Annotated in this window: 16 protein-coding genes; 7 read left to right on the top strand and 9 right to left on the bottom strand. The window is 70.3% G+C overall.

What is annotated here, in order from left to right; all coding sequences use genetic code 11:
• Position 1 precedes the first annotated feature (1 nt).
• Positions 2-751 (bottom strand): general secretion pathway protein GspE, encoded by a 750-nt coding sequence (locus D7X30_RS25710; protein ID WP_120565605.1) that lies wholly within the window; start codon positions 749-751, stop codon positions 2-4.
• 59 nt (positions 752-810) lie between these two features.
• Complete coding sequence (locus D7X30_RS25715; RefSeq protein ID WP_120565606.1) at positions 811-1,641, bottom strand: DUF4292 domain-containing protein; 831 nt, start codon at positions 1,639-1,641, stop codon at positions 811-813.
• A gap of 42 nt (positions 1,642-1,683) precedes the next feature.
• On the opposite strand from D7X30_RS25715, the gene D7X30_RS25720 reads away from it, so the two are divergent.
• Both D7X30_RS25720 and D7X30_RS25725 read left to right on the top strand, forming a co-directional pair.
• Positions 1,684-2,415: a MotA/TolQ/ExbB proton channel family protein gene (locus D7X30_RS25720; RefSeq protein WP_120565607.1), complete on the top strand. Its 732-nt coding sequence runs from the start codon at positions 1,684-1,686 to the stop codon at positions 2,413-2,415.
• A gap of 15 nt (positions 2,416-2,430) precedes the next feature.
• A complete protein-coding gene (locus D7X30_RS25725; RefSeq protein ID WP_120565608.1) occupies positions 2,431-2,886 on the top strand; it encodes a biopolymer transporter ExbD in 456 nt (151 codons plus the stop codon).
• Between the two features lie 104 nt (positions 2,887-2,990).
• On the opposite strand, the gene D7X30_RS25730 is transcribed toward D7X30_RS25725, so the two are convergent.
• The 4 genes from D7X30_RS25730 to D7X30_RS25745 form a co-directional block, all read right to left on the bottom strand.
• A complete protein-coding gene (locus D7X30_RS25730) occupies positions 2,991-4,835 on the bottom strand; it encodes an acyl-CoA dehydrogenase (RefSeq protein WP_120565609.1) in 1,845 nt (614 codons plus the stop codon).
• A 198-nt stretch (positions 4,836-5,033) separates the two neighbouring features.
• Entirely contained in the window at positions 5,034-5,738 is a 705-nt protein-coding gene (locus D7X30_RS25735; protein WP_120565610.1) for a MaoC family dehydratase, read from the bottom strand.
• Positions 5,738-6,187 (bottom strand): MaoC family dehydratase N-terminal domain-containing protein, encoded by a 450-nt coding sequence (locus D7X30_RS25740; protein WP_014397671.1) that lies wholly within the window; start codon positions 6,185-6,187, stop codon positions 5,738-5,740. Before D7X30_RS25740 ends, D7X30_RS25735 begins: the two co-directional genes overlap by 1 nt.
• Before the next feature lie 20 nt (positions 6,188-6,207).
• A complete protein-coding gene (locus D7X30_RS25745; RefSeq protein ID WP_120565611.1) occupies positions 6,208-7,209 on the bottom strand; it encodes a dihydrodipicolinate reductase in 1,002 nt (333 codons plus the stop codon).
• Positions 7,210-7,455: 246 nt separating this feature from the next.
• On the opposite strand from D7X30_RS25745, the gene D7X30_RS25750 reads away from it, so the two are divergent.
• Positions 7,456-8,577, top strand: a complete 1,122-nt coding sequence (locus D7X30_RS25750; protein ID WP_120565612.1) for an HD domain-containing phosphohydrolase — start codon at positions 7,456-7,458, stop codon at positions 8,575-8,577.
• A 17-nt stretch (positions 8,578-8,594) separates the two neighbouring features.
• Here the strand turns inward: D7X30_RS25750 and D7X30_RS25755 are convergent, their stop codons facing one another.
• Positions 8,595-10,691 (bottom strand): peptidylprolyl isomerase, encoded by a 2,097-nt coding sequence (locus tag D7X30_RS25755; protein ID WP_120565613.1) that lies wholly within the window; start codon positions 10,689-10,691, stop codon positions 8,595-8,597.
• Positions 10,692-11,093: 402 nt separating this feature from the next.
• Between D7X30_RS25755 and D7X30_RS25760 the strand changes: the two genes are divergently transcribed.
• The 4 genes from D7X30_RS25760 (at position 11,094) to D7X30_RS25775 (ending at position 17,041) form a co-directional block, all read left to right on the top strand.
• On the top strand, positions 11,094-11,762 hold the full coding sequence (locus D7X30_RS25760; RefSeq protein WP_120565708.1) for a hypothetical protein: 669 nt from the start codon (positions 11,094-11,096) through the stop codon (positions 11,760-11,762).
• Positions 11,763-11,820: 58 nt separating this feature from the next.
• Positions 11,821-12,756, top strand: a complete 936-nt coding sequence (locus D7X30_RS25765; protein WP_120565614.1) for a MoxR family ATPase — start codon at positions 11,821-11,823, stop codon at positions 12,754-12,756.
• Positions 12,753-14,078, top strand: a complete 1,326-nt coding sequence (locus D7X30_RS25770) for a DUF58 domain-containing protein (RefSeq protein ID WP_120565615.1) — start codon at positions 12,753-12,755, stop codon at positions 14,076-14,078. Before D7X30_RS25765 ends, D7X30_RS25770 begins: the two co-directional genes overlap by 4 nt.
• A 242-nt stretch (positions 14,079-14,320) precedes the next feature.
• A complete protein-coding gene (locus D7X30_RS25775) occupies positions 14,321-17,041 on the top strand; it encodes an SNF2-related protein (protein ID WP_233591789.1) in 2,721 nt (906 codons plus the stop codon).
• 15 nt (positions 17,042-17,056) lie between these two features.
• Here the strand turns inward: D7X30_RS25775 and D7X30_RS25780 are convergent, their stop codons facing one another.
• Both D7X30_RS25780 and D7X30_RS25785 read right to left on the bottom strand, forming a co-directional pair.
• Positions 17,057-17,407 carry a Smr/MutS family protein gene (locus tag D7X30_RS25780; RefSeq protein WP_120565617.1) on the bottom strand — a complete coding sequence of 117 codons (351 nt, stop codon included), beginning with the start codon at positions 17,405-17,407 and terminating at the stop codon, positions 17,057-17,059.
• Positions 17,340-17,651, bottom strand: coding sequence for a hypothetical protein (locus D7X30_RS25785; protein ID WP_147443302.1), 312 nt, complete (start codon positions 17,649-17,651; stop codon positions 17,340-17,342). Before D7X30_RS25785 ends, D7X30_RS25780 begins: the two co-directional genes overlap by 68 nt.
• Positions 17,652-17,655 lie beyond the last annotated feature (4 nt).

The raw sequence follows: 17,655 nt of genomic DNA on the forward strand, positions 1-17,655 counted from the left end.
GCTACCGCTTGACCTTGGCGAGGTATTCCTCGCGGGAGAAAACGCCCTTCTCGATGAGCAGCTCCACCATGGCCTTCAGCGCCGCGACCTCCTTGCGCTGGACCTCCTCCACGCTCTTGAGCAGCTCCGCGGGGCTGCCAGAGGCCGCGCGAGGCGGCTCCGGCGGGGGGGCCTGGCGGGGAGGCGGAGCGGCGGCGGGCTTGGGGGACATGGCGACGGCGGCGGCCGGGTCCAGGTCCTTGAGGTTCTTCACGACGGTGCGGCCCTGCGCGTCCACCACCTTGAAGTTGGTGTCCGCGTCCTCCAGCTCCGCCGTCTCCTCGTAGAGGCGCGCGAACGCCCGCGCCACGGAGGTGCGCCCCGCCACGTTGGCCACGATGCGGCACTTGGACAGGGCCCGCAGCTCGTCCAGCACACGCACGTTGAGCGGGTCCGACATGGCGACGACCAGCGTCTTGCCGTCGTCGCGCAGTTGCAGCGGCACCACGGAGAAGTCGCGCGCCGTCTGCGCCGGAATCTTGGCCTTCACGTGCGGCGGCACCATCTGCACGGAGTCCAGGTTCACCGCCGGCATGCCCAGCTGCTTCGACAAGGCGCGCACGAGGATGTCCTCGGAGACGAGGTTCATCCGGACGAGGATCTCGCCCAGCTTCCCGCCCCACTTGGCCTGCTCGGCGAGCGCCGCCTTGAGCTGGCTCTCCTGCAGGACGTTCGCCTTGATCAGCAGTTCTCCAAGCTTGATCTGTGCCATGTCGTGCGCGCCATAGTACCCGGTTTGCGCCGGGACGCTGCCTTTCGACGCCTGGAAGCTCAGGAACCCGGCGCGGGGGGCGGCTGAGACACCGCCCCCTCCGAGCGGACCTCCTGGCCCCGCGCGTCGACGTCCACCACCTTCGCCCCCTCGGGCGCGCCCAGCTCGTAGAGGGTCAGGTCCGGGCGGCCGTTGAGGCGGATGTCCGTGTACTTCAGGTCCAGCCGGGTGTCCGCCGTGGCGGCGATGAGGTGCACCTTGTCCGGGAAGAACTGGTCGCCCCGCTGCTGGAAGTCCTCGAACGCCAGGTCGTAGCCCGGCACGCCCCGGACCTCGCTCTTCACCACGCGCAGGTGCTTGGGATCCACGCGCAGTGTCTGCGTCGCCGGTCCCCGCTGGAGCTTGAGCACGTACACCCGCTCCTTCTCGTCCAGCTCCAGGGTCATGGACTCCGGCGGCAGGAGGGGGACCTGCCCCAGCATCACCGCCACCAGCTCCTCGCTCGGCAGGACGACAGGCAGGAAGCGGGACACGTTCTCCGCGCTCGCGGGGCCCTGGAGGTACGTGTTCTCCCGCGCCTGGTAGATGCCGAAGCGCTCGCCATCGGACACGAGCGAGGCCACCGGGCGGTTGAAGAAGTCGTACGTCTCCAGGTGGATGAGGGCCGGGCGGGTGATGGAGAGATAGGTGGAGAGCGTTCCACTGCCCTGGGGCGAGTCGACGTGCAGCTTGGCGTCACCCTCCAGGGTCACCACCTTCGCCTGCCGCTCGCGCACGTGCTGGTAGAGCGTCTGGGCATCCTCGATGCGGCCCTCCGGACCGAACTCGAGACGTTTGGGGCAGGCCGAACAGAGGAGGACCAGGAAGATTGCGGCGGCTGCGCGGTTCATATGTCCTAGTGTGAGCCAGGGCCGCCTGCCCGGTCATCCATCATGAGCCTGAACGATCTACTTCATTACCTTCGCCTGGGCGGCGTCACCCTCGCCCTCCTCCTGGGCGCCTCCGTGGTGGCCCTGGGCGTGGCCATCGAGCGGCTCATCGCCCTCTGGGGCGTGAGCGAGCGCTCCCGCAACCTGGGGGAGATCGTCCAGAAGCACCTCCTCCGGGGTGACATGGCCGCCGCCCGCACCGCCGCCGAGCGCTCCGACGCCGTGGCGGCCGACATCTTCCTCGCCGGGTTCGACCGCTGGGAGCGCTCCCGCTCCACTGGCGGCAACGGCATCGAGTCCGCCGTTGAGCGCGAGCGCGCCCAGGTGGGGCTCAAGCTGCGGCGCAACCTGTGGCTGCTCGCCACCATCGGTTCGACGACGCCCTTCGTGGGCCTCTTCGGCACCGTGGCCGGCATCATGCGCTCCTTCAAGGACCTGGGCGTGGACGTGGAGGCCGGTGGCACCGGCGGCTCCGCGGCCGTGATGACGGGCATCTCCGAAGCGCTCGTCGCCACCGCCGTGGGCATCCTCGTCGCCGTGCAGGCGATGGTCTTCTACAACTACTTCCAGGCCCGGCTGTCCCGCGTGCTGGTGGAGCTGCGCCTCCTGGGCGACGAGTTCGCGGAGGTGCTCAAGGAGCGCTCGGCCGGCGGCCCGCTGCCGGACGCCACGCCGCCCCCGCGTGAGAGCGCCACGCCCCCGGCTGCCCGCCCGGATCCGCAGCCCGCCTCGTAAGGAGACACGCCCACCATGGCCATGGGAAAGACGCCCGGCTCGGGCGACGACGAGGTGGAGGGCGCGGGCTTCGCGGAGATCAACATCACGCCGCTGACGGACGTGATGCTCGTGCTGCTCATCATCTTCATGGTGACCAGCTCGGTCATCACCCAGCAGGGCCCGGGCGGCGGCGCCAAGGCGGGCCTCAAGGTGAACCTGCCCAAGGGCGGCGCCGCGGACGTCACCGCGCGCACCACCGACCTGTCCGTGGCGGTGCTGGCGGACGGCCGCTTCGTGCTCGCGGGCAACGTCGTCGCGGAGGCGGAGCTGAAGCAGGCCTTCGACAACGCGAAGAACCAGAACCCCGACACCGTGGTGATTGTTCAGGCGGACGAAGGCGTCCCCCACGGCACCGTGGTGCAGGTGATGGAGCTGGCGAAGAAGGCCGGCCTCGCGCAGCTCGCCATCGGCGTGCGCGAAGGCGACTAGTCGGCGTGCGCTAAAGCAACCAGGCTCAGGCCCGAAAAGGAAAAGGCCCCCCGGCGCGTCACGTGCCGGAGGGCCTTCTTCATTTCAGGACTTCAGACGCCGCTTCAGACGCCGCCGAACGCCGCGTCGGTGATGTCCATCGGGGACGTGTCCTCGGTGGCGATGAGGCGCGCGGCGTACTCCACGTTGGGCAGCACGTTGCGCGCGTACCACAGGGCGCTGAACTTCTTGCCCTCGTAGAACGCCTTGTCCGGGTGGTCGGCGGCCACGTTGGCGGCGGCCTTCTCCGCGATGACGGCCGCGTCCAGCAGCAGCCAGCCCACGGCGACTTCCGACATCATGTTGAGGAAGCGGTTGGCGGACAGGGGGATGAGCGGGAAGCGGCCCGCGTCCTGCGACCAGCCGAACAGCGCCATCGCGCTGGACATCAGGCCTTCCTGCGCGCCGGCCAGCGTCTTCACGGCCTCGCCCAGCACCGGGTGCTCGCGGTGCGCTTCCACGAAGCTGCCCACGTCGCCCATGAACTGCTGGAAGTGCGCGCCGCCCGCCTGGCCCATCTTGCGGCCAACGAGGTCCATGGCCTGGATGTGGTTGGTGCCCTCGTAGATGGAGAAGATCTTCGAGTCGCGCGTGTACTGCTCCACCGGGTAGTCCTGGATGTAGCCGGCGCCGCCGTACACCTGGATGGCCTGCGCGCAGAGGCGGAAGGCCTGGTCGGAGCCGTAGGACTTCACCAGCGGCGTCAGCACCTCCACCTGGCCCTTGTGGTAGGTGGCCGCGTCGTCGTCCTTGCCCGCCAGCTGCTTCGCCTTGTCCAGGTGCATGGCCAGCTTGATGACCAGCGCGCGGATGCCCTCCACGTGCGCCTTGATGTCCAGCAGCATGCGGCGGACGTCCGGGTGCTCGATGATGGAGGCGCGCGGCGCGGACGGGTCCTTCCACTTGGTGAAGTGGGAGCCCTGCTTGCGGTCCTTCGCGTAGTCGAGCGCGTTGTAGTACGCGGCCGACGCCAGGCTCACGCCCTGGATGCCCACGGCGATGCGCGCGCCGTTCATCATCTTGAACATCTGGCTCATGCCCACGTGCTCGACCGTGCCCACGAGCTCGCCCAGACAGCCGTCGTTCTCACCGAAGTTGAGGACACACGTGGCGGAGCCGTTGATGCCCATCTTGTGCTCGATGGACGCCACGGTGACGTCGTTGGACTGGCCGGAGGAACCGTCCGCGTTGATGCGCAGCTTGGGGACGATGAACAGCGACAGGCCCTTGGTGCCCACCGGCGCGCCGTCAATGCGCGCGAGCACCAGGTGGATGATGTTCCCGGCCATGTCATGGTCGCCGCCGGAGATGAAGATCTTCGTGCCCTTGATGCTGTAGGTGCCGTCCGCGTTGCGCTTCGCGGTGGACTTGGCGGCGCCCACGTCGGAGCCGGCGTGCGGCTCGGTGAGGCACATGGTGCCGCCCCACGTGCCGTTGAGCATGCGCTCCACGAACTGCTTCTGCTGCTCGGGCGTCCCGCACTCGGCGACAACTTCGGCCGCGCCGAACGCCAGGCCCGGGTACATGTTGAAGGCCGTGTTGGCGCCGGAGAGGATCTCCTCCACCGTCACCTGGAGCATCATCGGCGCGCCCTGGCCGCCGTGGTCGGGGCTCACCGCCACCGTCTTGAAGCCCTGCTCGTAGAGCTTGCCCCACGCGTCCTTGAAGCCCTTGGGCGTGAAGACCGAGCCGTTCTCCACCCGGCAGCCCTCGCGGTCGCCCACCGAGTTGAGGGGCCCCAGCACCTCGCGCGCGAAGCGGTACGTCTCCGTGAGGACCGCCTTCGCCTCGTCCGGGCCCCAGGCGTCATAGGGGGCCGTGCCCGCCACCTGGCCGAAGCCGAACTGCTCGAACAGCGTGAAGAAGATCTCTCGAAGGTCGGTCTTGTAGGTGTTGATGCCGGCGGACATGGCCACTCCTGCGTAGGGGCTCGCTGCCTGCCTGCTTCCCGCAGGGCGGGAAAAAGTAAGGGTCAGCGGCCCATGTGACGCAGGAAGTGTGGCGTCGACTGATTTTTGAGTCAACCCAAGATGACACCCCGCGTTGACGAGCGGTCGAAGCCGCCCTTCTCGAACGCGGGAATTCGCCTTGGAACGCCCCTGGAAAGCCTACTTCTTGGCCTTCTTCGCGGCCGGGAGGGACGCCGTCTTGGCGGCCGGCTTCTCCCGGGGGGCGGTCTTCTTGGACGAGGCGCCGGTGCGGGGCTCGCCCGCCTCCTCGTCATCGTCCTCGTCGTCTTCGTCCCGGTCGCGTTCCGGGGCAGCGGGCGGCGGGGCGTTGGTGGCGGCCTCCGGGGTGGCGGGCGCCGGGACGACCAGGCTCTCGCGGGGCACCTCCACCACGATGGGGGACTGGCCGGAGCGCTGCCGGTTCTCGTCCTCCAGGGAGTAGAAGAGCTGGATCTGCGAGCCGCCCTTCATGACGAGCTCGCCCTTCTGGTTCTCCGCCCAGAGGTCGATTTCGACGAAGTACCGGCCGCCGGAGCCGTGGCGGTCGCTCACGCGGCCCTTGCAGACCACGGTGTCGCCCGGCCACACCATCTTGATGAAGCGGACGTTGTAGCGCCGCAGCTGGCCGCCGCGGGCCCAGTCGCTGATGAGCTGGCCCAACATGCCCATGACGAGCATGCCGGGGGCGTAGACGGACGGCATGCCCACGCTCTTGGCGTAGAGCTCGTCCACGTGCACGGGGTTGTAGTCGCCGGAGGCGCCCGCGTAGCGCGACAGCTGGACGCGGTCCACCGGGGCCTTGGCCAGCGCCGGCAGCTCGTCACCGACGCGGATGGATTCGAAGTAGAGCTTGCGCGCGGGCATCAGGCGTTCTCCTTGGCGGCACGCACCACGAGGGTCCGGCGGGCGCGGAAGACGAGGTTGCCCTCTTCGTCCCGGCCTTCGTCCTCGATGACCGCGATGTCCATCTTGCCGGACATGCCCGGCCGCTCGAAGACGTCCGACACGCGGGTGGACACGTAGATGCGGTCCCCCGCGAAGATGGGCCGCTCGTAGTCGAAGCCCTGCTCGGCGTGCAGCAGGCTCTTGATGCCCACCCCCAGCAGCTCACGGAGGTCCGCGGCGGAATGGAACGACGCGGGGAACGTGGGCGGTGCGACGATGGTGGGGTAGCCCGAGGCGCGGGCGTACTCCTCGTCGTAGTAGATGGGATTGTAGTCGCCGATTGCCTCGGCGAAGCGCCGGATGGCGCCCTTCTCCACCTCGTTGAGCGTCGGCGGCGAGGCGCGGCCAATCGCGTTCTTGTCCAGCATTTGCCTCTCCTGATGAACCTTCAGCGACCTGACGGAAGCTCGAGCACCGTCAGGAGCCCGGCCTCCGCGGCCGTCAAACGTGGCGCGGCATTCACCAGCGCGTTCGCGGTGGCCCGGTCGCCCGCCACTCCCCCCGGTATCTCAAGCACCAGCCTGGGATCCGCGTCGATCTCAATGCGATCCCGTGGGTTGTCCGCCCCTACCGCGATGGTCAGCTCCAGGCGGACCCGCTCCTGCCCCTCCTCCAAACCCACCACGGACTGGAACATGCCCGCGACGCGGCCTTTCTTCACGACAAATGCGCCGCCGTTGATGTCCTCCTCGGCGAACACGGGCGTGACCTCCTCCTCGAAGTCGTCGCAGTCCAGCCCCAGCCCCACCGCCGCCAGCGCCGCGGACTCCACCAGCCCCACGTGGCCCAGCTCCTCGCGGTCCACCAGGTCGAAGAACTCCTCCTCCGACAGGCCCGCGCCCACCTTGCGCTGCAGGGCCTCACGGCGCGTGCGAGCGTCCACCACGCGGCTGGCCAGCACCTTGCGCACGGGGCCGCACACCTGACCGGCGGTGGCCACCAGGCGGTCCAGCACGAAGCCCGGGTTCACGCCCGTGCCCACGATGGCGACGCCCGCCTTCTCCGCGGCGCGCTCCAGCTTCTCCGCCAGCTCCGGGTACTTGAGGTGCGGGAACGCCAGCTCCTCGCAGGTGCTGGCCACCGGCAGGCCCAGCTTCAGCGCGTCCAGCAGCTGATCCATCACCTGGGCGAGCCGCGAGCTGGTGGCGTGCAGCACCACCACGCCCTTGCGGCGCCCCACGGCGCGCTCCAGCGAGTCCGCCACCTTGAAGCGCGGGCCGGCCAGCCCCAGCACGTCGCCCAGGGGACGACCCACCAGGGAGGGCTGCGAATCCACCGCGCCCATCAACTCCACTTCGGGGGACGACAGGGCGGCCCTGGCAATCTCCTGCCCGATAAACCCCAGCCCCATCACCACCACCGGCACCGGCCCATCAGGGGCTCTAGCCATCGGAGATTGCTCCCGAATTCCAAGGGGTTACAGCCATTTACGTTGGGTAGGAGGCCACCATAGAACACGGCTCGACGGGCAGGCAAGCAGGACGTGGAATCCAGCGACCGCCTGTTTCAGGGAAACCTCAAGAATTCCGGTAGTTTGGCGGTACTGGAAAGCTTGGGGGGGCCTGTTTGGCCGCCTGCGGACCGGCTATAAGAGTCTGAGAAAAACGCAGCCCACTCGCTCGGAGCGTATCAGCCCATGGCCCGAATCCTCGTGGTGGACGACGACGTGCTCATCCTCGCGGCGCTGTCCCGGATCCTCCACGCGGAGGGTTACGAGGTCGTGACACACAGCGACCCCGTGCTGGCGGCGCGGGAGCAGGGGTTCGACGTCGTCCTCACGGACTTCATGATGCCGTACCTCAACGGCATCGAGCTGTTGTCGGCGCTCCGGGAGAAGAACCCTCGCGCGGTGCGGCTGATGCTGACGGCGGCGGCGGACTTCAAGACGGCGTCGGAGGCGGTGAACCGGGGCGAGGTCTTCCGGTTGCTGGGCAAGCCGTGGGCGCTGAGCGAGCTGACCAGCAGCGTGAGGCAGGCCATCGAGCACCACCGGCTGGTGGCGGCCAACGAGCGGCTGACACGCGAGGTCGCGGAGAAGAACGCGGAGCTCCTGTCCATCAACGAGGGGCTGGAGCGACGGGTCATCGAGCGCACCACGGGGCTTCTGGACGGGCTCATCAGCGCGCTGGACTACCGCGACACGGAGACGCAGTGGCACTCGCGGCGCGTGTCGCTGTACGCGCGGCGGCTGGCGCAGGAGATCGGCCTCACCGGACCGGCGCTGGACGTGGTGGAGCAGGGCGCGCTCCTGCACGACATCGGGAAGATTGGCGTGCGGGACTCCATCCTGCTCAAGCCCGGGCCGCTCACGCCGGATGAATGGGTGGAGATGAAGCTGCACCCGGAGTTCGGCTACCGGATGCTGGCGAAGATGCCCTATCTGCATGAGGCGGCGCTCATCGTCCTGCAGCACCAGGAGCGCTGGGACGGCAAGGGCTATCCGCTGGGGCTCCAGGGCGAGGAGATCGTCATCGGGGCGCGCATCTTCTGCCTCGTGGACACGCTGGACGCCATCACCTCCGACCGGCCCTATCGCAAGGGACGCCCCATGAGCGTGGCGCGCGACGAGGTCCGCCGCTGCGCGGGCACGCAGTTCGACCCGATGCTCGCGGAGGCGTTCCTCGGTCTGCCGGAGACGGAGTGGGCCCGCATCCGCCGCGAGGTGGAGATGATGGAGGAGTCGGAGAGCCACCGCTGGACGGGCGCGAAGCTCAACGCCCAGGGCGAGCCGGTGCCCGCGCGCGCCGCCGGGGCCTGACGCGCGAGGGGCCGGCCTCAGGGGGCGCGAGTGCCGACGACGACCTCGTCGATGATCGTGCCCTCCAGGAGCGCGTCCACGACGTCCAGGCCTTGAATCACTTCGCCGAAGGCCGTGTAGCGGCCGTCCAGGTGCGGCTGCGGCGAGTGGGTGAAGAAGAACTGGCTGCCGCCGGTGTCCTTGCCCGACAGCGCCATCCCCACGGTGCCCCGCGCATACGGCCGGCGCGTCATCTCACAGCGGATGGAGTAGCCGGGACCACCCTCCCCGTCTCCGCGCGGGTCTCCGCCCTGCGCGACGAAGTCCGGCACCACGCGGTGGAAGGTGATGCCCCGGAAGTAGCCCTGCTTCGCGAGCGCCACCAGGTTGCCGCCCGTGAGCGGCGCTTCCGGATCCAACAGGACGGTGATGTCGCCCTTGCGCGTGCGCAGCGTGAGCGTCGTGCCAGAAGGCGCTGCCGGCGGACGGTACGTCTCCGGAGGCAACTCCACGCGGGCGGAACGGACCGGAGCACCCAAGAGTGACGTGAGCGACTCGGCCGCGACCCGGCGCACGTTGGCGTGAGGATGGCTCAGCCACTCGCGCAGGCGCGGTTCCGCGGCCTTTCCCTGCAACGCGACGAGCGCGCCGGCCACCGCCTCCGCCAGGTCCGGCTCCTTGGGGACGCGGTCGGCCAGGGCCTGCACCGCGGTCAGGGCCTCGGCGTCCTTCAGCTTGCCGGCGGCGGCCGCGGCCTGCCCCGCCACCACCGCGTCCCCTCCTCCGATGAGCGCGCGAATGGGCGCCATCGCTTCGGGCACGGGACGTTCGGAGAGGGCATCCAGCGCGGCGCCGCGCACGATGGGACTGACGTGGTCCAGGTACGGCACCGCGAACGCAGCGCCGGTGGGCTGCCCCTTGAACTGCGCCACCTCGTGCAGTCCCAGCGCGAGCCATCGGGCTTCGGGGACGCGGCCGTAGCCGCACTGGAGCACCTGATCCAACGCGCCCTGCTGCCTGTCCATGGCCGCCGCGAAACGGCAGTCCAGCCAGGCGAGGTCCGCGCGGGCTTCGTCGGACACAGCGGCGCGGTCTGCTTCCGCCAGCGCACTCCTCAGGCGCGACAACACCGGCCGGCCCTGGAGCGGAAGTCCCTGCTGCGCCACCGCCAGCAACGCGTGGCCCTGCGCCGCCTTTCCCTCCGCGACCTGCTTCGCCCGGTACACCTGGCCTTCCAATGCGAGCAGCGGATTACAAGGCGATCCGGCCTCGCACTTCGCGGCGAGCTTCGCCAGTGCACGCGCCGCCTCCGCCGACACGCGGGGCGTGGCGTCGCCCAGCGTCAGGTTCAGCGCCAGCCAGTCCCGCGGGCTGCCCACGTCGCCCAGGCCCTTCACGCAGAGGGCCATCACATCCGGATGCCCGTTGGCCGGACAGGAGCGAAGTGCATCCACGGCGTCCAGCCGCTTCGACGCCGCCAGGAGGTACGCCCCGGCGAGGTTCACCTCGCTCCGCACGCGGGGGTTCAGCAGCGCGCGGATCGTCTCCAAGGGGACGCTCGCCACGGCCGCGGCTCCGGCCTTGCGCGCGGCCACGCCCAGCGCCGTCGCCGCGGCCTCGGACCAGGGACCACTGGCCGGAGACAGCCGGGCCGTCAGCACCTCCACCGCACCGGGCGTGGCCAGCTTGCCCAGGGCCTCCAGCAGCGTGATGCGCACCCAGCCGTCGGCTTCCGTGGCCTCGGCGTGCACCAGCGCTTGCGTAAGCGCTGTCCGTGCGTCCTCCGGCAGCGGCTCCCACGACTGCGCCAGCTCACCCGCCGCGAAGGCGGCCTCGTCGCGCACGGCCTTGTCCGGCGCCGTCAGCCCGGAGAGGACGGCGTCCAACGTCGCCACGTCCTGGATGCGCGCCAGGGCCCGGAGGGCGCGCACACGCACGGCCACTTCCGGCGCGGCGGTGGCGAGCCGCACCAGGTCACCGCCTCCCAGCGAGCGGCGGTCCTCCCAGTCCTGGATTTGCTCGATGACCCGTGAGGGCTCGACCTGGGGCGGGGGCACGTCGGGTGTCGGCACCGAACGGACACAAGCGCTCACGAGGAGGAATCCGGCGGACACGGCGGCGGGCAGGCGGGCCATGCTCGACTGGGCTAGGTCAATTCCCCGCGAAAATCCAGGGGTTATGCCGCTGAACAGGTTTGACAGCCGCGCGCCGGGGCCGGGAAGATATCGGGCCGTTTCCCCCCTCCCGGAGCACCGGCCCTGAACTGCCCAGGCTGCAATCGCAAGGTCGCGGAAGACACCGCCATCTGCCCACACTGCGACCACATCATCGACGAGTCCTTCCTCGGGGGAGCCGGGGATGAGGGGGACTCGGGCGGCGATGACGAGAGCACCGGAGTCCGCCCGCCGCCGCGGTCGCGGCCCCCTCCGGCCCGCGCCGCTCCGGAGCCTCGCGCACGCCCTGCTCCGGCCCGCGCCAGGACGGGCGCCCGCCCCGCCACGCCGCCGCCGAGCGACGACGCCACCAACGTGCGCAGCATGGACGACATCGCCCGGGAGAAGGCCCAGCGTGCCGCTCCTCCCGCCCGGGGCGGTGGCGCAGCCAAGGCCGCTCCCGCCCGCGCGCCGGCCCGTCGCGCCCCGGCGCCCGCCCGCGTCGAGGAGGACGAGGACGACGTGGGCGACGCGGTGGCGGATCCCTGGTCCCGCGAGGCCCGGGAGCTGGAGTCGCCCCGCTCGCCCATTGACGATCCGGAGGTCCTGCTGGACGACGCGCGCTCGTTCCTGCGCGAGCTGGAGGGCGGCGACCGCATCGCGTTCTGGGGCGCGACGCTGGTGGTGCTCTCCTGCTTCATGCCGTGGAAGGAGACGGCGGCGGACGGCGACTTCCTGGGCCTCATCAGCCTGGGGTTCATCTCCTTCCTCTTCGCCGTGGCGACCATGGTCTTCGTGGGCCTGCGGGCGCGTCAGGTGATGACCTGGGTGAACCCCATGCTGCCGTGGGGCGCGCAGATGTTCTGCAGCGTGGTGACCCTCGTCTGGTCGCTGGTGTTCCTGAAGCTGTCCTCGGACACCACCCTCGTGCCGTCGCCGCTGGGCAACGCGGAGATGATGAACTCGTCGCCGAGCATCGGCTGTTTCCTGGGCATCCTCGGCGGCGTCGTCGCGGTGCTGGGCACCCTGATGGGCCTGAAGCGCCAGGACTAGGCCCCCGAGTTTTTCGCTGCCGCGCCGGACGTGAGGCGGGCTACCGTCGCCCGCCATCATGTCCGACGCCACGCCCCTCTCCCGCCTCCTCGACGCGCTGGGCTCGGCCGTCGTGGGCCAGCCCCGCGTGCTGGCCGACCTGGTGACGGCCTTCCTCGCGCGCGGCCACGTGCTGCTGGAAGGCGTGCCCGGGGTCGCCAAGACGCTCACCGCGCGCAGCATGGCGGGAGCGCTGGGCCTGTCCTTCTCCCGCGTGCAGTTCACCCCGGACCTGATGCCCGCGGACATCCTGGGCACCAACGTCTTCCAGCCGCAGGAGCAGACCTTCCGCCTGATGAAGGGCCCCGTCTTCACGGAGGTCCTGGTCGCGGATGAGATCAACCGCACGCCGCCCAAGACGCAGGCGGCGCTCCTGGAGGCCATGGAGGAGCGGCAGGTCACCATCGACGGCGTCACCCACGCGCTGCCGCCGCAATTCTTCGTCGTCGCCACGCAGAACCCGCTGGAGCTGGAGGGCACCTATCCCCTCCCCGAGGCGCAGCTGGACCGCTTCCTCATGCGCGTGCGCGTGGGCTACCCGGATGGCGAAGCGGAGACCTCGCTCCTGCGCGCCTTCCACCAGCGCGAGGGCCGGCCACCCGCGGTGTCCCGCGTGCTGGACGCTGGCACGCTGACGGAGCTGCAGGACCGCGCGGCGCGCGTCGCGTGCGACGACTCCATCCTCCAGTACGTGGTGCAGCTCGTGCGCGACACCCGCGCCCACCCCCGCGTGCGGCTGGGCGCGAGCCCCCGTGCCGCGCAGGCCCTGCTCGCGGCGGCCAAGGCGCACGCGGCGCTCCGGGGCACCGACTTCGTCACGCCGGATGACGTGAAGGCCGTCACGCCGAGCGTCCTCAACCACCGCCTCCTCCTCAAGGCCGAGGCGGAGGTGGAGGGCCTCACCGCGGACGACGTGCTGAAGCAGATGCTCGAACGGGTGCGAGTGCCCCGGTGAGCCTCGGGCGCCCCGTCCCCAGCGGCCTCGCCGTGGCGCTGTTCGCCGGAGCGATGGTGCCCGCCGCGCTCGCGGTGGCGAGCCCCGCCTTCGGGTGGCTGGCGCTCGCGGTGGACGTGGCCGTCCTGCTCCTGTGCGCGGTGGACTTCCTGCGCGCGCCGCATGCCCGAGACGTCGACGCGCGCCGCGAGGTGGAGCCCATCCTCTCCTCCGGCGTGGACAACACCGTGCGCTGGGAGCTGCGTTCGCGCACGGACCGGCCCGTGCGCGGTGAGCTGCGCGACGAGCCGCCCCTGGACGTGGAGAGCCACGGCCACCGTCAGGCCTTCTCACTGGAGCCGAACGACGCCACGCGGCTGACGTACCGCGTGCACCCTCCCTCCCGGGGCGACGCGCGCTTTGGCGACGTGAACCTGCGCCTGATGGGGCCGCTGGGCCTGTGCTCGCGGCAGGTGCGGCTGCCCGCGGGCCAGGACGTGAAGGTGTATCCGGACCTGCGCGCCCTGTCGCGCGAGGCGCTGACGCTGGCGCGCTCGTCGGAGGCCGTGTCCGCGCGCACGCTCCTGCGCAAGTCCGTGGAGGGCCGCGAGTTCGAATCGCTGCGCGAGTACCGGCCCGGCGACGACTACCGCCACATCGACTGGAAGTCCTCCGCGCGCCATGGCCACACGCTGGTGCGCACGTGGCAGCCGGAGCGCAACCAGCCGGTGCTGCTGCTGCTGGACTGCGGCCGTCACATGGCGGGCCGGGTGCAGGGGCGCCGGAAGCTGGACCACGCGGTGGACGCGGCGCTGCGGCTGGCGCGCGTGAGCCTGGACGCGGGCGACGTGGTGGGCGTGCTCGCGTTCGCCAGCGACGTGCGCACCTTCCTGCCCCCGCGCAAGGGCGCGGAGCACCTGCGCCTCATCACCGAGTCGCTCTACCGCGCGGAGGCCGGCCTGGAGGAGAGCGACTACGGCCGCGCGTTCGACTTCGCCTTCGCCCGCCAGACGCGCCGCGCGCTGGTGGTGCTCTTCACCGACCTGGTGGACCCGGACGCGTCCTCCGCGCTCCTCACGCGCACGCTGGCCCTGCGCCCCCGGCACCTGCCCGTCGTCGCGTCGCTGCTGGACGAGGACCTGGAGGCCGCCGCCACGGACGTGCCCGGCGACGCGACGTCCGCCTACGCGCGGCAGGTCGCCTCCCGCATGGAGTCCGAGTACCGCCGCACCGCCACCACCCTGCGTGACGCGGGGGCGCTGGTGGTGCGCGCACCGGCACGCGGATTCGGCGCTGCTGCACTCAACGTGTACCTGGACGTGAAGGCGCGCGGGCGGCTCTGAGCGCTCACGACGCATTCGTCAAGCCCTTTGAGACATTCCCACGCTCGCGCGCGCATGTGTCGCTCCGCCGAACAGCGCGCTTGCCAATCGCGCGGAGGCCGAGTTTTCGGCCTCCGGGAGGACCCCCTTTACAGATGCGGATCGCTCCCCAGAATGGCGCGCCTCAACTGTTCGCGCGTACGCGCGCACGCTCCAAACCGGACGGGAGGCGGGACTTGGCGGAGGTCGCGAGGGGTTTGAAGCTGGAAGTGGAAGCGGACGCCGCGGCCATCGCGGCCCGTGCCGCGGAGGAGCTGGTGGAGGCGGGGCTGACGCCCTTCCACGAGCGGCTCCTCGCCGAGGAACTGCTCGCGCGCAGCGGTGACACGCAGCAGCGGCTGGCGAACGCGCTGGCCGAAGCGAAGGTGGACCTCAACCCCCACCAGGTCGAAGCAGCGATGTTCGCGCTGGACGCGCTGTCGCGCGGCGGCTGCATGCTCGCGGACGAGGTGGGCCTGGGGAAGACCATCGAGGCGGGCCTCGTCATCGCCCAGCTCATGGCGGAGGGGAAGAACCGCATCCTCATCCTGGCCCCCGCGGTGCTGCGCGCGCAGTGGAACGCTGAGCTGCGCGAGAAGTTCGACCTGGACAGCGTCCTCGTCGACGGCCGCGACGTGAAGAAGCACAACAACTGCTTCGATCAGCCCTTCCCCGTCATCTGCTCGCACCCGTTCGCGGCGAACCGCTCCGCGCTCGTGTCGGAGATTCCGTGGGACCTGATCATCATCGACGAGGCCCACCGGCTCCGGAACGCGCACCGTCCCAACAACAAGACGGGCCAGGCGCTGCGCGCGTCGCTGGCGGGCCGCCCCAAGCTGCTGCTCACCGCCACCCCGCTCCAGAATGACCTGATGGAGCTGTTCGGCCTGATGTCGCTCCTGGACGAGCAGATCCTGGGCCCCGAGCACGCCTTCCGCAGCCGCTACCGCGCGGACGAGGGCGGCGGCATGACGGAGGCCGCCGCGTGTGAGCTCAAGGAGCGGCTGGCCCCGGTGGTGCAACGCACGCTGCGCCGTCAGGTGCGCGAGTACGTCCGCTACACCAACCGCCGCAGCATCGTGGAGGACTTCCTCCCCTCCCCCGAGGAGCACGACCTCTACGAGAAGGTCAGTGAGTACCTGCAGCGCTCGGAGGCCGCGGCCATCGAGCCGGGCAAGAAGACGCTCCTGACGCTGTGCTACCGCAAGCTGTTGGCCTCCTCCACGTTCGCCATCGCGCCCACGCTGCGGCGGCTGTCGGAGAACCTGGAGAAGCGCCTGACGGCCGCGCGACTGGGACAGCAGGCCCTGTCGCTCTTCGAGCCGGAAGAGGCCAAGCAGTTCGTGGAGGAAGGCGAGGAGTGGTCCGACGACCCCGCCAAGGCGCCCCAGGTCCGCACGCTGGAGCAGGAAGTCTGGGAGCTGCGCCAGTACGCGGACCTCGCGGACTCCATCCGCATCAACGCCAAGGGCGAGGCGCTCAAGCGCGCCCTGGACCGCACCTTCGCGGTGATGCGCACGCACTCCTGGCCGGAGAAGGCGCTCATCTTCACGGAGTCCAAGCGCACGCAGCAGTACCTCTTCAGGCTGCTGTCGGAGCACGGCTACAAGGACAAGATCTCCCTCCTGTCCGGCGACGCGGGTGGCACGCCCGAGGAGCGCCGGGCGCTGGTGGAGGAGTTCCGCCACAAGACGCAGATCCTCATCTGCACGGAGGCCGGTGCCGAAGGCCTCAACCTCCAGTTCTGCAACCTGGTGGTGAACTACGACCTGCCGTGGAACCCGCAGCGCGTGGAGCAGCGCATCGGCCGGTGCCACCGCTACGGCCAGCAGCGCGACGTGCTGGTGGTGAACTTCCTCAACCGGCAGAACGCGGCGGACGCGCGCCTGTTCGAGCTGCTGGAGAAGAAGCTCAACCTCTTCGACGGCGTGTTCGGCGCGTCCGACGAAATCCTGGGCGCGCTGGAGAGCGGCGTCGACTTCGAGCGGCGCGTGCTGGACATCTACCAGTCCTGCCGCGACCCGAAGGACATCAACGTCGCCTTCGACAAGCTGCGCGAGGAGCTGGAGGGCACCATCAACCAGCGCATGACGTCGATGCGCTCGGTGGTGCTGGAGCGCTTCGACGGCGACGTGCGCCGCCGGCTGCGCGTGGCGGGAGACGCGGCCAAGGAGGTCGTGGCCAAGCGCCAGCAGGAGGCGAAGGCGCTCACCGGCTCCGTGCTGGGCAGCCGCACCTCCGGACGGCTCCAGGTGGCCAAGGCCGCCTATGCGGTGCGCGACCGCACCCAGGACACCGTCAGCTACCTGCAGCTGGACGCGGCGGGGCTCCCCTCGCGGCTGGCGCGGCTGGCCGGCAGCGAGGGCTGGTGGTTCGTCTACAAGTTCGAAACCACGGGCCTCAAGCCGGAGGAGAAGCTGGTCCACCTGGTGCTGGTGAAGGACCGGGATGGCGGCTTCCGCGCCCTGCCGCTGACGGACGGTGTCCACTTCACGAAGCTCGACGCCAAGGAAGAGAAGCGCCGGCAGCCCGCGCCGGTGTCGGTCCAGCTCATGCAAGAGCAGTCGCTCATGACCGCCAAGGATGAGCTGATTCGGGCCGCGGAACGGCGCAACGCGTTGGAGCTGGACAAGGCCAAGGAGCGCGCGGACCGCTACGTCGAGGACTGCCTGATGGAGTCCCGCGAGGTGGTGGAGTCCGCCCGCCAGGCGTGGTTCGACGCGCGCAAGGAAGTCTCCGGCATCGAGGACGTCGCGGAGCGCGCGAAGGCGCGGGCGCACTCGGACCGGCAGGAGCGCGACTACCGCCGCAAGCTGGCGTCGCTGCGCAACGAGGAGGAGAAGCGCTACGCCTCCAAGGACCGGCAGATGGCGGAGCTGGCGAACAAGGCGCGCGTGACGGAGAAGCGCACCCTCATCGCCTCCGCCTACTTCTGGCTGTCTTGAGGAGCACGAGCCCCTTCACAGGGGCTTGAGCCGCACCCACGTCGCGCCCCAGCCTCCGTCCGCTTCGGAGGCGGTCTGGAAGCCTTCCACTTCCGGCAGCGTGGGCAGCAGGGACTGCACGGTGCGCCTCAGCGCGCCCGTGCCCTTGCCGTGGATGATGCGCACGTCGAGCACGCCCTTCTGGCGGCAGGCCCAGAGGTACTCGGTGACGAGTTCCTTCACCTCGCGAGGCTGGAAGAGATGCAGGTCGAGGTTTCCATCGACCGGAATTTCTACCGCTCCCAGCTCGCCTCCCAGCTCATCTGGCGTGGGCGGAGGCTCCGGACCCTCCGGCGGCAGGGGCGGGAGTGGCTTTCGGCGTGACACCGTAGCGGGCCTCCTCCTGGCGCTGCTTCTCCTCGGCCGCCAGACGCTGACGCTCGCGCGCCAGCCGGAACTGTTCCTTGAGGCTGGTGATCTCCCCCTTGAGCGAGGTGATGTCCTCTTTCACTGCTCGCGGGTGGCTCTCATCAGTCTGGTCCACGTGATTGCCCGCACGCTTGCCCTCCGAGCCGGCTCCACCGGCGGAGGTCATCTGCATCAACAGCGCGGCCAGGGTCATCACCATCATGAGC

This window comes from Corallococcus sp. AB011P (assembly GCF_003611605.1).
GTDB lineage: Bacteria > Myxococcota > Myxococcia > Myxococcales > Myxococcaceae > Corallococcus > Corallococcus coralloides.